This is a genomic window from Marinobacter pelagius, from assembly GCF_900114925.1.
In the GTDB taxonomy this organism is placed as follows: Bacteria; Pseudomonadota; Gammaproteobacteria; order Pseudomonadales; family Oleiphilaceae; genus Marinobacter; species Marinobacter pelagius.
Map to the genome: position 1 here is coordinate 83,760 of NZ_FOUR01000008.1, position 14,461 is coordinate 98,220.

The 14,461-nt window shown below is 59.2% G+C and carries 11 protein-coding genes; 5 read left to right on the forward strand and 6 right to left on the reverse strand.

The genetic code is table 11. The features are described from left to right. Positions 1–36: 36 nt before the first annotated feature. The 3 genes from BM254_RS15250 to BM254_RS15260 all read left to right on the forward strand — a co-directional run bounded on the left by BM254_RS15250 (position 37) and on the right by BM254_RS15260 (position 4,234). Positions 37–567 carry an RNA pyrophosphohydrolase gene (locus BM254_RS15250; RefSeq protein WP_092005621.1) on the forward strand — a complete coding sequence of 177 codons (531 nt, stop codon included), beginning with the start codon at positions 37–39 and terminating at the stop codon, positions 565–567. Positions 568–582: 15 nt separating this feature from the next. After that, positions 583–2,889 (forward strand): phosphoenolpyruvate--protein phosphotransferase, encoded by a 2,307-nt coding sequence (gene ptsP, locus BM254_RS15255; protein ID WP_092005624.1) that lies wholly within the window; start codon positions 583–585, stop codon positions 2,887–2,889. 103 nt (positions 2,890–2,992) lie between these two features. Further along, entirely contained in the window at positions 2,993–4,234 is a 1,242-nt protein-coding gene (locus tag BM254_RS15260; protein ID WP_092005627.1) for a patatin-like phospholipase family protein, read from the forward strand. Between the two features lie 227 nt (positions 4,235–4,461). On the opposite strand, the gene hslU is transcribed toward BM254_RS15260, so the two are convergent. From hslU to BM254_RS15290, 6 genes are all read right to left on the reverse strand, one after another. Then, positions 4,462–5,793: an ATP-dependent protease ATPase subunit HslU gene (gene hslU / locus BM254_RS15265; RefSeq protein WP_092005630.1), complete on the reverse strand. Its 1,332-nt coding sequence runs from the start codon at positions 5,791–5,793 to the stop codon at positions 4,462–4,464. A 12-nt stretch (positions 5,794–5,805) separates the two neighbouring features. Beyond that, on the reverse strand, positions 5,806–6,336 hold the full coding sequence (hslV, locus tag BM254_RS15270) for an ATP-dependent protease subunit HslV (RefSeq protein ID WP_092005633.1): 531 nt from the start codon (positions 6,334–6,336) through the stop codon (positions 5,806–5,808). A 461-nt stretch (positions 6,337–6,797) separates the two neighbouring features. After that, positions 6,798–7,427 (reverse strand): SPOR domain-containing protein, encoded by a 630-nt coding sequence (locus tag BM254_RS15275; protein ID WP_092005636.1) that lies wholly within the window; start codon positions 7,425–7,427, stop codon positions 6,798–6,800. Positions 7,428–7,436: 9 nt separating this feature from the next. After that, the gene (gene argS, locus BM254_RS15280; protein WP_092005639.1) at positions 7,437–9,122 is read right to left on the reverse strand and encodes an arginine--tRNA ligase; all 1,686 of its coding nucleotides are present in this window, start codon (positions 9,120–9,122) and stop codon (positions 7,437–7,439) included. Positions 9,123–9,256: 134 nt separating this feature from the next. Next, positions 9,257–9,883: a hypothetical protein gene (locus BM254_RS15285; RefSeq protein WP_139227091.1), complete on the reverse strand. Its 627-nt coding sequence runs from the start codon at positions 9,881–9,883 to the stop codon at positions 9,257–9,259. Positions 9,884–10,290: 407 nt separating this feature from the next. Next, on the reverse strand, positions 10,291–12,471 hold the full coding sequence (locus tag BM254_RS15290; RefSeq protein ID WP_175497285.1) for a primosomal protein N': 2,181 nt from the start codon (positions 12,469–12,471) through the stop codon (positions 10,291–10,293). A 245-nt stretch (positions 12,472–12,716) separates the two neighbouring features. Between BM254_RS15290 and rpmE the strand changes: the two genes are divergently transcribed. Together rpmE and BM254_RS15300 are read left to right on the forward strand one after the other, a co-directional pair. Continuing rightward, a complete protein-coding gene (gene rpmE / locus BM254_RS15295) occupies positions 12,717–12,938 on the forward strand; it encodes a 50S ribosomal protein L31 (protein ID WP_092005648.1) in 222 nt (73 codons plus the stop codon). Positions 12,939–13,160: 222 nt separating this feature from the next. Continuing rightward, positions 13,161–14,426: a malic enzyme-like NAD(P)-binding protein gene (locus BM254_RS15300; RefSeq protein WP_092005651.1), complete on the forward strand. Its 1,266-nt coding sequence runs from the start codon at positions 13,161–13,163 to the stop codon at positions 14,424–14,426. Positions 14,427–14,461: the final 35 nt, after the last annotated feature.

A 14,461-nucleotide genomic window follows, 5' to 3' on the forward strand; every position in this document is an offset into this window, starting at 1 on the left:
AATTGACCGGCGGCCGACTTTTGCGAGGACTGTGCCGTGATCGATTCAGACGGTTTCAGACCCAATGTCGGAATCATTCTGGCCAACCACAGGGGCGAAGTTCTCTGGGCAAGGCGAATAGGTCAGGACTCCTGGCAGTTTCCCCAAGGTGGAATCAAGCACAACGAATCACCGGAGGATGCGCTTTACCGGGAGCTTGGAGAGGAAATCGGTCTCACAGCCAGTGATGTGGAAATCATCAGCTGTACACGGGGCTGGCTGAGGTACCGTCTTCCCAGGAGGATGGTGCGCCATCATTCACACCCTGTGTGTGTGGGCCAAAAACAGAAATGGTTCCTGCTGAGGATGTTATCGCCGGACGCGCAGGTGCGTGTGGACGGCACGGATTCACCGGAATTCGACGGGTGGCAGTGGGTTAGCTACTGGTACCCGCTGGGCCAGGTGGTTTCATTCAAACGAGAAGTTTACAGACGTGCGCTGCGGGAGCTGGCTCCACGACTGTTCTACAACATGGAACAGTGGCGGAAAGCCGAGCAGAACCGGCGGCTGAAGGATCACTCAAGATGACGGACTGACCCTGCCATGCTGAGCATACTGCGAAGTCTTGTACAAGAGGTAAACAGCGCCCGCGATCTGCAGGAGGCGCTGGATATCATTGTATCGCGGGTGCAAAAGGCCATGAATACAGAGGTCTGTTCCGTCTACCTGCTCGACCCCGCCACCAACCGCTATATCCTGATGGCCACCGAGGGCCTCTACCGCAAGGCGGTGGGGCAGGTGAGCCTGGGGTACTCGGAAGGTCTGGTTGGTCTGGTGGGCTCCCGCGAGGAGCCCATCAACCTCGAGGATGCTCCCTCTCATCCCCGCTATCGCTATTTCCCCGAGACCGGTGAAGAGCGTTTCCGCTCTTTCCTGGGGGTTCCCATCATTCACCATCGCCGGGTACTCGGTGTGCTCGTGGTTCAGCAGCGGGAGAGCTCCCGGTGTTTTGACGAGGGTGAAGAAGCTTTTCTGGTGACGGTCTCTGCCCAGTTGGCCGGGGTTATCGCCCACAGTGAAGCCACCGGTGCGATCAGTGGTCTGTCCCTCACCGGCGAGGAAGCCCGGGATGTCAGTTTCAACGGTGTGCCCGGTGCCCCCGGTGTCGCCATCGGCACCGGTGTGGTGGTGTATCCGGCGGCAGACCTGGATGTGGTCCCGGAAAAACCCACGGAAGATATCGAGGGTGAGCTGAAGCTGTTCAAGGCTGCGGTCAAGGCGGTACGGGAAGATATTGAACGCGTGGCGAAGCGACTGGCCAGCCAGTTGCGGCCTGAAGAACAGGCGCTGTTCGACGTCTACCTGCGCATGCTGGGAGACGAGGCGTTGCCCGGCGAAGTGGCCAACAAGATTGCTGACGGCACCTGGGCCCAGGGCGCTCTCAAGCAGGTGGTCCAGCAGTATGTCCGCCACTTCGAGATGATGGATGACCACTACCTGCAGGAGCGAGCGGTAGATATTCGCGATCTCGGACGGCGCCTGTTGTCCCATTTGCAGGAAGGTGAACAGAAGCACCTGGTCTACCCGGAGAGAACGGTGCTGGTCAGCGAGGAGCTGACGCCCGCCATGCTCGGGGAGGTGCCCAAGGGACAACTGGTGGGCCTGGTTTCGGTCAAGGGCTCCAGCAACTCCCATGTGGCGATCCTGGCTCGGGCCATGGGCGTGCCCACGGTGATGGGCCTGGTGGATATCCCGGTCAATCAGCTCGATGGCAAGGAGCTGGTCGTTGATGGCTTCGAGGGCCAGATCTTCGCCTCGCCGTCACAGGATCTCCGCGCCTTCTACCAGGCCATCTGTGACGAAGAGGATGAGCTGATCCGGGGGCTCGAGGCGCTTCGTGACAAGCCCTGCGAGACCACCGACGGCCACCGGGTCTCCCTGCTGGTGAACACCGGTCTGATGACCGACGTGGTGCGGTCGCTCTCCCACGGTGCCGAGGGTATCGGCCTGTACCGTACCGAAGTGCCGTTCATGATCAAGGACCGCTTTCCTTCCGAGCAGGAGCAGCGGGAGTATTACCGGGAACAGCTGGAAGCCTTCGCCCCCAATCCGGTCACCATGCGCACCCTGGACATCGGTGGCGACAAGGCACTGACGTATTTTCCGATCAATGAGGAAAACCCGTTCCTCGGCTGGCGTGGCATCCGGGTCACCCTGGACCATCCGGAAATCTTCCTGGTACAGGTCCGGGCCATGCTCAAGGCCAGCGAAGGGCTGAATAACCTTCAGATCATGCTGCCCATGATCAGCAATATCTCGGAAGTCGAGGAATCCCTGCACCTGATCTACCGCGTGTATCACGAGGTGAGGGAAGAGGGCTATGACATCCACATGCCGAAGGTCGGCGTCATGGTGGAAATTCCGGCGGCCGTCTACCAGATCCGTGAACTGGCGGACCGGGTGGATTTCCTGTCCGTGGGCTCCAATGACCTGACCCAGTACCTGCTGGCGGTGGACCGCAACAACCCCCGGGTCGCGCAGCTGTACCATTCCTACCATCCGGCAGTACTGCAGGCCCTGGTGCGGATTGCCCAGGACGCCCATGCGGTCGGAAAACCGGTAGGCATCTGCGGTGAGCTGGCGGGCGATCCCGGTGGGGCGTTGCTGTTGATGGCCATGGGCTACGACTCCCTGTCCATGAACGCAGCCAGCCTGCCCAAGGTAAAATCAGTCATCCGGAGCATCAGCCGCGAGTGGGCGATACAGCTTCTGGAAGACGTCCTGCTGCTCGATTCTCCCCATGTCATCAAGAGTTGCGTCGATCTGGCACTTCGGAACGCCGGTTTTGGCCGTTACCTGCGCCCCGGTCGTAGCTCCTCCATGGCCTTCTCCGAACAGGCCGTTTCCTGACCCCCGGCCCCGCCCGGGGAATATAGGGTGTGTTTTCTAAATTCGACTGTTATGTTGTGGTCAAGGGATACCGACAACGCTACGGTCCGGAGACTGACTGATTATGAGTGCCTCAACAGACCTCAAACCGAAACCCAGAATCGGCCTCGCCCTCGGTGGCGGTGGGCCGCTGGGCGGCATTTACGAGATCGGTGCACTCAGGGCGCTCGATGAGGCGCTGGATGGCCTGGATTTCAACAATCTGGATGTCTATGTGGGCGTCAATGCCGGCTCCTTCGCCGCTGCCAATCTGGCAAACCAGATGACCACAGCCCAGCTGTGCCGGATTTTTGTTCGAAATGAGGCGGAGGTGCACCCGTTTCATCCGGAAGTCTTCTATCGTCCGGCGTTCCGTGAAATCGGCAGCCGTTTGCTGGCGGTACCGGGCCTGATGTCTACCGCGGTCAGCCGGTTCATCAATAACCCCTACGATCAGAGTTTCCTGGAGGCGTTGACCATCCTGGCCCAGGCCGCCCCGGCCGGCCTGTTCGATAATGAAGGGCTGCACGACTACCTCAAGCGTGCCTTCACCATGCTCGGGCGCACCAACGATTTCCGGGAGCTGAAGCGCAGCCTTTATGTGGTGGCGGCCGATGTGGAAAGCACTGAAGCCGTGTGTTTCGGGGCGCCGGGTTTTGACCATGTACCGATATCCAAGGCTATCCAGGCCAGCACCGCATCGCCGGGGCTCTATGTGCCGGTGGAAATCGATGGCCGTTACTATGTTGACGGCACCCTGCGCAAAGGCCTGCATGCCTCGGTTGCCTTCGAGGATGGCGCCGATGTGGTATTTGCCGTGAATCCCCAGGTACCCATTGACGCCAGCGCCGCCGTGCGGGCCGGCACCATGAAGCCGGGTGAACTCACTCGCTCAGGTATGCCCAACCTGCTGTCCCAGACCTTCCGGACCATGGTCTATTCGCGCATGCAGTCCGGCATCGCCCAATACGCGAGAGATTATCCGGACAAGGAAATTCTCCTGTTCGAGCCGACCCGCGATGATGCCAAGCTGTTCTTCTCCAACGTGTTCAGTTTCCAGAGCCGCCGGATGGTGTGCGAACACGCCTACCAGATGACCCGCCGGGATCTGCTAAATCGGGCCGACGAACTGGAGCCGAAACTGGCCCGCTATGGAATCAAGCTGCGCCGGGACCGTCTCGAGGATGAGCAGAGAACCATCAGTACCAGCCTGTACGGTGAGATGTTGCCGTTGTACGTGGCGAAAGGCAGGAAAAATCAGGCGGAGAAGGGAAAGATCGCCGCCAGCCTGGAGAACGTGACGCACCTGTTTTCCAGGGCCCAGTGACGGAATGAAAAAGGGGTCAGATGAAAGCGTTCATCTGACCCCACGTTTTACCGCCAAACCTCGAAGTTGCTGTCCCGGCCGGGGTCTGATGAAAGCCTTCATCTGACCCCATCTTCACCAACAGGCCTCGGAGATGAAGTCCAAATCGGGGTCAGAAGAAAGCTTTCTTCTGACCCCAACTTCAGGCCGTGGTCTGATGAAAACCTTCATCTGACCCCATGTTCCCGTCAGAGAATATACCGACTCAGGTCCTCATCCTCGGACAACTCCCCAAGCTTCTCGTCCACATACTCTGCCGTCACCTCAAAGCTCTCGGTCACCTGGTCACCCGCATCGTAGGACAGGCTCTCCAGCAACCGCTCCAGCACCGTATGCAGGCGACGGGCACCAATATTCTCGGTAGTCTCGTTGACCTTCCAGGCCACCTCCGCAATCCGGGCAATGGCATCCTCGCCGAAGGTCAGTTTGACCCCCTCGGTCGCCATCAGCGCTTCATACTGCTGGACCAGTGACGCATCCGGCTCGGTCAGGATGCGCTTGAAGTCATCCGGCGTCAGGGCCTGCAGCTCAACCCGGATCGGCAGGCGACCCTGCAGTTCCGGAATCAGGTCCGAAGGTTTGGACAGGTGGAAGGCACCGGAAGCGATGAACAGGATGTGATCGGTGCGCACGGAGCCATACTTGGTACTCACCGTGCTGCCTTCGATGAGCGGCAGCAGGTCCCGCTGCACGCCTTCCCGGGAAACGTCGGAGGAGGTGTTTTCCGAGCGCTTGGCAACCTTGTCGATCTCATCAAGAAACACGATGCCATTCTGCTCCACCGCCTGAATGGCCTTCTGCTTGATCTCTTCCTCGTTCACCAGTTTGGCCGCTTCCTCGTCCTTGGCCTGCTTGAGCGCGTCGGCCACCCTCATCTTCCGGGTCTTGCGCTTGTCGGAAGACAGGTTGGAGAACATGCTCTGCAGCTGGTTGGTCATCTCCTCCATGCCCGGAGGCGCCATGATCTCCACGCCCGCACCGGCGCTGCGCAGGTCGATCTCGATTTCCTTGTCATCGAGTTCACCTTCCCGCAGTTTCTTGCGGAATAGCTGGCGGGTGGAGGAATCGTTGCTGGCCCGCTGGCTTTCTTCGTTGAAATCCCGGGGCGGCGGCAGCAGGGCGTCCAGGATCCGTTCCTCGGCGGCATCCAGGGCGCGGCTTTCGTGGCGCTTCATTTCCTTCTCGCGCAACATTTTCACTGCCATGTCCGCCAGATCGCGGACAATGGACTCCACATCCCGTCCGACATAGCCCACTTCGGTGAACTTGGTGGCTTCCACCTTCAGGAAGGGAGCATCGGCCAGCTTGGCCAGGCGACGGGCGATTTCGGTCTTGCCGACACCGGTGGGGCCGATCATCAGGATGTTCTTGGGGGTAATCTCGTCCCGCAGGCTGCTGTCCAGCTGCATCCGGCGCCAGCGGTTACGCAGTGCGATGGCCACCGCGCGTTTGGCTTCTTCCTGGCCCACGATGTGTTTGTTGAGCTCGTGGACAATTTCTCGGGGAGTCATTGCAGACATGGTCGCTCCGGATCAATCTTTGGTGGGTAGCACTTCGACGGTGCGATTGTGGTTGGTGTAGATACAGATGTCGGCCGCGATATCCAGGCCTTTTTCCACAATCTCATGGGCGGACAGCTCGGTGTTCTCCAGCAGGGCACGGGCGGATGCCTGGGCGAAGGGGCCGCCGGAACCGATGGCGATCAGACCCTGCTCGGGCTCGATGACGTCACCGTTGCCGGTAATGATCAGCGAGGCGGTCTTGTCCGCCACGGCCAGCAGGGCTTCGAGTTTTCTGAGAGCCCGGTCCGTTCGCCAGTCTTTTGCCAGCTCGACCGCGGCCCGGGTCAGGTTGCCCTGATGTTTTTCCAGTTGAGCTTCGAACCGTTCGAACAGGGTGAAGGCGTCCGCGGTTCCTCCGGCAAAGCCGGCAATTACCTGGCCGTTGTAGAGACGGCGTACCTTGCGGGCGTTGCCTTTCATCACGGTGTTGCCGAGGGAAACCTGGCCGTCGCCTCCCATGGCGACTTCGTCGTCTCGCCGGACAGAAAGAATGGTAGTCATTGGGGCTCCAATTGCCTGTTTGAAATTGGTATTCCGAAGTAATGGAGGCTTATGGTGGGAATTCAAGAGGTTTGGCTTTGGGAGTAGGCCGGGTTTGGAGACCGTTTTCCAAAACACGCTCCTTGCGGCACCCCTCCGGGGTCCAGCCCGCAATCACAGATTGCGGTCGTTCGGCTGTCGCATGAAGCTTCGCTTCATAAACGCTCGGCCTCACCCATGTGGCGCTTGGGCTCCGCCATCCATGGCTCCGCACAGTTTTGGAAACGGGTCTCCAAAGCCGGCCTCAGATCTGTGAGTTAACCTCAATTAAGTTGAATCAACCTGAGGACTCTGGGCACCTTTTGGGTCTGGCTTTCCGAAACCCTGCGGAGCCATGGATGGCGGAGCGGAGCGTACATGGACGTATTCACAGCGTGTTTCGGAAAGCCAGACCTAAAAGGTGCTTACACCAAGGTTGGAAATCAGCCCTCTTTGGGAATCTTCCGAATCAAAGGCTGGATGTTCAGTGAAACCAGCTTGTCGATGGCCGAGTTCATCTGGCTGCGGGAGGTGAACGGTCCGACATTCACCCGGTACCAGACCGAACCGTTGTCCAGGTCGATCCGCTGGACGCTGGCCCGTAGTCCCTGGAAGGCAATCTGGGCCCGTTGGCGTTCGGCGTCTTCACGGCTGCGGAAGGAGCCGGACTGGACCAGGTAATCGAAGTTCTGCTTGGTGGGGGAGGGGCTGTATTCCTCTACCTTGGGCGGCACCACCTCGGATTCTGGCAGCATTTCGTAGAAGCGGAAATTCTGCTTCTTTTCTTCCTGGGTGGCGGTTTCCGGCGCCTTCTGTACCGGTGCCTGAACCTGGGCTGGCGCTTTGGCCTGCTGGCTGGTGGCAGGCAGGGAGTTGAGGTACACAATAAACCCGATAAAGCCGCCCACCGCCGCGAGGGACAGGATCCACTTCAGTGACAGGCTGCCGTGCTGGCGGTGTGCCGGTGCTGCAGGCCGGGCACGCTGTTTTGAACGTGCAGGCTTTGCGGGCGCCTTCTTTGGCGTGGCGGAAGACCGGCTGGGCCGGTCTTTGCGGGCGTAGTCTCGGGACATTGGGTTGTCTTACATCACTTCCGGTGCGCTGACGCCCAGCAGGTCCAGGCCGTTTTCGAGTACCTGGCGAACCGCGAGGTACAGGCTAAGGCGTGCGTCCCGCAGGGCGGTATCTTCAATCAATACCTTGTGCGCGTTGTAATAGGTGTGGAACTGCCCGGCCAGCTCGCGCAGGTAGTGGGCCACGTGGTGCGGCTCGCGCTGGGCGGCGGCGTTGGCAACCAGTTCCGGGTATTTCGCCAGCTGGTTGGCCAGGTCCTTTTCCTCATCCAGGGTCAGAATGGACAGGTCGCCCACGCATTCATGGCGGTCGCGGTGAACGCCTTCGTCCGCCAGTTTGCGCAGTACGCTGCAAATCCGGGCATGGGCATACTGGATGTAGTAGACCGGGTTTTCATTGGTCTGGGAGCGGGCCAGGTCGATATCGAAGGTCAACTGGGAGTCTACCCGGCGCGCCGCCAGGAAGAACCGGGTGGCGTCCCGGCCCACTTCGTCGATCAGGTCGCGCACGGTCACGTAGCTGCCGGCACGCTTGGAAATCTTCACTTCCTGGCCGGAGCGGGTCACCATGACCATCTGGTGCAGCACGTAATCGGGCCAGCCCTGGGGGATATCGGCCTTGAGTGCCTGAAGGCCGGCCCTGACCCGGGTGACGGTGGAGTGGTGGTCTGCGCCCTGTTCGTTGATGACGGTAGTAAAGCCCCGCTGCCATTTGTCGAGATGGTAGGCCACATCCGGCAGGAAGTAGGTGTAACCGCCATCCTTCTTGCGCATCACCCGGTCCTTGTCATCACCGAACTCGGTGGTGCGCAGCCACATGGCGCCATCCTGTTCATAGGTATAGCCGTTCTCCTGCAGGCGCTTGACGGTGGCTTCTACCTTGCCGTCCTCGTACAGGGAAGATTCCAGGAAATAGACGTCAAAGTGCACGCCGAAGGCCTTCAGGTCCAGGTCCTGTTCCCGGCGCAGATAGGCCACTGCAAACTCCCGGATAGCATCCATATCTTCCGGGTCGCCCTTGCCGGTCACTTCCCGGTCGTCGGCAGTCACGGTCTCACCCGCCAGGTAGGACTTGGCCACATCAATAATGTAGTCGCCGCGGTAACCGTCAGCCGGCCAGCTGTCATCGTCAGGGGTCAGGCCCTTGGCGCGGGACTGGACAGACAGCGCCAGGTTGTTGATCTGGGCGCCGGCATCGTTGTAGTAGAACTCGCGGGTAACGTTGTAACCATTGGCTTCCAGAAGCCGGCACAGGCTGTCACCAATCGCTGCGCCGCGACCATGTCCTACGTGGAGTGGGCCGGTGGGGTTGGCGGAGACAAATTCCACCTGCACCTTTTCGCCTTTGCCGCTGTCATTGCGGCCGAACCGGTCCCTCTCGTTCAGGACGGCTTCCACGATTTCGAAGGCACTGGCCGTGCTCATGAAAAAGTTGATGAAGCCGGGCCCGGCAATCTCCACCTTGGCCACCGCCTTGCTCTCCGGCAAACGGTCAACCAGAGCCTCGGCAAGTTGGCGTGGCGGGCAGCCTGCGGCCTTGGAAGCAACCAGGGCAATGTTGCAGGCGTAATCGCCGTGCGCCTTGTCCTTGGTGTTGCCTACTTGCGGGGTAAAGGTCTGGTCCGCGGGCAGGGTGCCTTCAGATTGCAGCGCCGCCAGCGCAGACTGGAGCAGCTCGGAAACGGTCTCTTTCATGCTGTCAGATGACTCGGTTTTCAGGAGAATGGGTGTCAGGGCAGGGAGCCCGATGGAAACAGAAGGCGGGTATTATCGCGGAAAGTTTGGATGTAAGCAAAAAGCCCGGCGCTGGGGCCGGGCTTTTTGCCAATTCAGTTTTTGAGTCCCCGGAAGTAAGCGACCACTACACCGTTGGTTCCAACGACCAGAACCTGGTCGCCTCCGAAAGTTCCCAATGCGGAGTAGTCTCCATTTCGCTGTTCTGCGCTTGAGCCTCCAGCACTACCGCAGTTCTCAGCGGTGAATCGCACCTGGAAAACATTAACGGATTCGTCTGGAATGTTTGCCAAACCGTTAAAGATGCAGCCGCGCTGGTCAGTGCCGGTAACAACACCGTCCGAATCGATGGATATTTGGGTTGTGACGAGCCCGGTATCCTGCATCAGATATGAGCCGGATAGCTCCGCAAGAGAAATGGGCGTATCGCTGATGGAGTTGTTTCTGGAGATTTCGACCACCGATTGATAGCCGGTTTCTGGTGCTTCGACATTCAATGTGGCAGATTCCGAGTCTGCTGCCTGGCCGCTGACGGAGCCGTCAACCTGGCTCCATGTGTCGGAATAAAAGATATTGGTGCCGGCTCCAATAATCTGATTTTCCCCAGTGCCTGCCAATACGCCGAATGTGGCGTCTGTCTGTGAGATAAAAGTGACGAAACTGCCGTCTGGGTCAATGATTGTCGCAACACCCGCGAATGTGTCGCCACCTTCAACAGTCACAGTCGTCTCGTAAAAGCCGGGGCTGATCGGCAGTGAAACTACTTGCTCGGAATCGCCCGTTTCAGTCTGGGTATTGGTTGGTGGGGTCCACGGTTCGAATAGGGGGGAAGGTGGATTCCCCTGCGGAGCCAGAGGTTGGGAATATTCTTCGCCGCCGCACGCGGCCAACAAGAAAGTCACAGATAATGTTAGACCAAGTACGGTGTGTCTCCCTCGCATACGAATCTCCCTGAATTATGTTTGGCTTAGCCTAGTGCTCGATTAGAGTTTCTGGAAAAGGCTTAGACGATTAATGAAAATAAAGAAATGTTAATATGTATTCTTGATATTAGCATCGTCTGCGCTGATGTCCATTCCCGCCGCGAAAACTCCAAAAATTCAGACTGATACCGTGGCTGGCAGGCTTGTTACCCAATCTCCAGCGGATCCACATCCACCATCCATTTCACCTTTGGCGGTAGCTTCTGCTGATCCAGGTGCTGGCAGATGCCGGCGAGAACCGCGTTGAGCCGCCCCCGTTGGTTGCTGAGCAGTACCAGCTGGGCGCGATGGCGGTCGGCGCGGCGGGCGATCAGGGCGGGCAGGGGCCCCCAGGTTTCGATGCCGGGGCCGGAGGCTGAGGGTTTGATGGCGTCCAGCAGTTCCAGGCTGTTCTGCATGGTGTCGGCTTCGGCGCGGAAGATGGCCATGTGCCGGAACGGTGGGAACTGGCCCTGCTCCCGTTCTGCCATCAGTTGGTCGGCAATGCTCAGGTAGTTTTCCGTGCACAGTGATTTGAGCAGCGGATGGTCGCTGTGGCAGGTCTGGATCAGCACCTTGCCGGCCTTGCTGCCACGGCCGGCCCGGCCACTGACCTGGAGCAGGGTCTGGATGAGCTGCTCGGGTGCGCGGAAATCCACGCTGAACAGTCCGCCGTCGGCATTCACCACCACCACGAGTGTCACATTCGGGAAGTCGTGGCCCTTGGCGAGCATCTGGGTTCCCACCAGCACGCAGGGAGCGCCGCTGTTCACCTTGTCCAGGATGGCCTGGATGCTGCCTTTTCTCTGGGTGCTGTCCCGGTCGACCCGAACCACCGGCACGGCCGGAAAAGCTTCGGCCAGCGTGTCTTCGGTCCGCTCGGTACCCTGGCCAACCGGCTTGAACGCCTCGCTCTGGCACTTGGGGCAATGACTGGTGGCGGCGGCCTGGTAGTCGCAGTGGTGGCAGCGCATGGCACGGTCCCGGCGATGGTAGGTCAGCCGGGTGTCGCAGCGGGGGCATTCGACCATGTGGCCACAATCAAAGCACATCATGACCGGGGCATAGCCTCGGCGGTTCACGAACACCAGGGCCTGCTCACCCCGATCAAGGGTGTCCCGGATGGCGTTCAGGGCAGGGCGGGAAAGGCCTCCCTCGAGTGGACGGCTGCGGATATCGAGCAGGCTGAGGGTTGGCGGTACTGCCTTCTTCGCCCGTTCTTCGAGTTTCACCAGCCGGTACTTGTCCTGTCTGGCATTGTGGTAGGACTCCAGGGATGGGGTGGCAGAGCCAAGTATGATCGGGCACTTGTTAAGGTGGGCCCGGTAAACCGCCAGGTCCCGCCCTGAATAGCGGAAGCCCTCGCCCTGCTTGTAGGAGCTGTCGTGCTCTTCGTCAACGATGATGGTTTCAAGGCCGGTAAAGGGCAGCAGCACGGCGGAGCGGGTGCCGATCAGGATGACCGGTTGGCCGCGGCGGACCTTGAGCCAGGTGTTCAGCCGTTCGCCGTCATTCAGCGCCGAGTGCCACACCACGATGCGGTCTCCGAAATAATGTCGGAAACGGGCAACGGTTTGCGGGGTCAGGTTGATCTCCGGCACCAGCACTAACGCCTGGCCCGTATCGGTCAGGCGTTCCTTGAGGTAATGAAGGTAGATCTCGGTTTTACCGCTGCCGGTGATTCCGTACAGCAGGGTGGCGTCAAAGCCTTTCCGGCCTGCGGGAAGCTGGCTTGCCGCGTTCTGCTGTGCTGGTGTCAGGGTCGGTCGAAGGTCCGGGGATAACAGTGCGCCTGCCTGGTTATGATCTTGCTGTGCTTTCTCGATCAGCTCCTTCCCGGCCAGGCCGGTAACCTGGGCGCGGGTAAATCCGGCCTTGATGATGGCGCTGGTACTGGCAGGACCCGGTTGCTGGCTCATCCATTGCAGCAGGGCCTTCTGGCGGTGGGCATTGGCCGGCAATTCACTACCCGAACTTTTTGCCGTCCAGCTATCTTCCTCTTTTTCCCGTGCGGGCCGGCCCCGTCGGAGGGCAGGTGGTAGTGCGGTGAACAGGCATTCTCCGAGTGGATGCTGGTAATAGGTGCTGGCCCAGCTAAGCAGTTCAAAGGTTTCCGGTGGCAGCGCCTGCCAGTCCTCAAGAGCATGGCTGATGGTTTTCAGGGTGATGCCTGCGGGTGGCTCCACATCTGTTTCCACCACCAGGCCGGTCAGCTGTTGCCGCCCGAACGGAATCTGCACTCTTTGCCCCCGGGTAACCTGCATGCCTTCAGGGACAAGGTAATCGAACAGTCTCCGTAGTGGCCGGTTGAGGGCAATTCGTGCGGTTCGGGGCACTCGGGACTCCATTTTGGTGATGTTGTGGTTTTCACTTAGGGGTCGGGCCCGGCAGCCTGGTGGTATCGTGGCTGCGAAGCAGGTAATGAAGCGCCCTTAAGGCTTGCCTGCTACAGGGATTGCAAGTATGATTCGCGGTCTGTTTTCGGCAGGGCATGATTGTGCCTCGCCTTTCACTTTGATTCAAACATGCGGTGCCAGGCGCCAGGGATTGATTCCCCGTGACCGGGTAGCGGCATGACCGAAAGAGGTTCGCCATGAAAGAAGGTATTCACCCGAAGTACGAAGAGATTACCGCCACCTGTTCCTGCGGTAATGTCATCAAGACCCGTTCTACCGTTGGCCACGATCTGCAGCTGGACGTTTGTTCCCAGTGCCACCCGTTCTACACCGGCAAGCAGAAGGTTATGGACACCGGCGGTCGTATCGAGCGTTTCAACAAGCGTTTCGGTGGCCGTATCGGTGGCAACAAGTCCTGATATCGACTGTTGCACGCAAAAAAAAGCGCCTCCGGGCGCTTTTTTTTATGGCCATTTGTTAGTGTGTAGTAATTTACGATATACGCAATTAGCCCTATTGACTGATCACAAATTGCGCTGTTGCCACTTGTCGTTTCGGGACGGGCGGGCCATAATGGCGCGCTCCGCTGGGCAAGCTCCGGCGGTTTATTACCTTTAAACGTGACAAACGGAACAGTGGCAATGTCTCAAGATCTGAAAGAAGCAGCCCTTGAATATCACGCCAAGCCGCGGCCTGGTAAGCTGAGTGTTGAAATCACCAAGCCCACCCAGACCTCCCGCGACCTTTCCCTGGCGTATAGCCCCGGGGTTGCCGAACCGGTCCGCGAGATCGCAAAGGACCCGGAGAACGCATACAAGTACACCGCCAAGGGCAACCTGGTGGCTGTCATCTCTGACGGTTCCGCGATTCTTGGTCTGGGTAACCTGGGTCCGCTGGCGAGCAAGCCGGTAATGGAAGGCAAGGGCGTACTGTTCAAGCGCTTTGCCGGAATTGATGTCTTTGATATAGAGGTCAATTCCGAAAGCCCGCAGGCGTTTATTGAAACGGTCGAGCGTATCGCCGATACGTTTGGTGGTATCAACCTCGAAGACATCAAGGCACCTGAGTGCTTCGAGATTGAGCGAGCTCTGATCGAAAAATGTAACGTGCCTGTCTTCCATGACGACCAGCACGGTACGGCAATCGTGACTGCAGCCGGCATGATTAATGCCCTTGAACTGCAGGGCAAGAAAATTGAAGAGGCGAAAGTGGTGTGCCTGGGTGCCGGTGCGGCCGCTAACGCTTGCATGAAGCTGCTGATCAGCTGCGGTATTCTCTCTGAGAACATCTTCATGCTCGACCGTAAGGGTGTGATCCACTCTGGTCGTGACGATCTCAACCAGTACAAGGCGATGTTCGCAAACGATACCGACAAGCGCACACTGGACGACGCCATTGATGGTGCGGACGTGTTTGTTGGCCTCTCCGGTCCGGATCTGCTGTCAGCCGAGCAGCTGAAGAAAATGGCTCCGAACCCGATCGTGTTCGCCTGTTCTAACCCTGATCCGGAAATCAGCCCCGAGCTGGCGAACTCGGTTCGTGATGATCTCATCATGGCTACCGGCCGTTCCGACTACCCGAACCAGGTCAACAACGTTCTGGGCTTCCCATTCATTTTCCGTGGAGCGCTGGACGTTCGTGCCACCGCGATCAACGAGGAAATGAAGGTGGCTGCGGTCAACGCGATCCGCGAACTGGCGAAAGAGCCGGTACCGCAGGAAATCTGTGAAGCCTACGGCGTAGACAAGTTGGAGTTCGGCAAGGAATACATCATTCCGAAGCCGATGGATGTGCGCCTGCTGGAAGTGGTTCCGGCGGCGGTTGCCCGTGCAGCCGTGGATTCCGGTGTTGCCCGCAACCCGTATCCGGCCCACTACCCGCTCAAGTCCATGGACGACATCATCTGATCGTTCCCGGGATATAAAAAAACCGGCGGTGATCC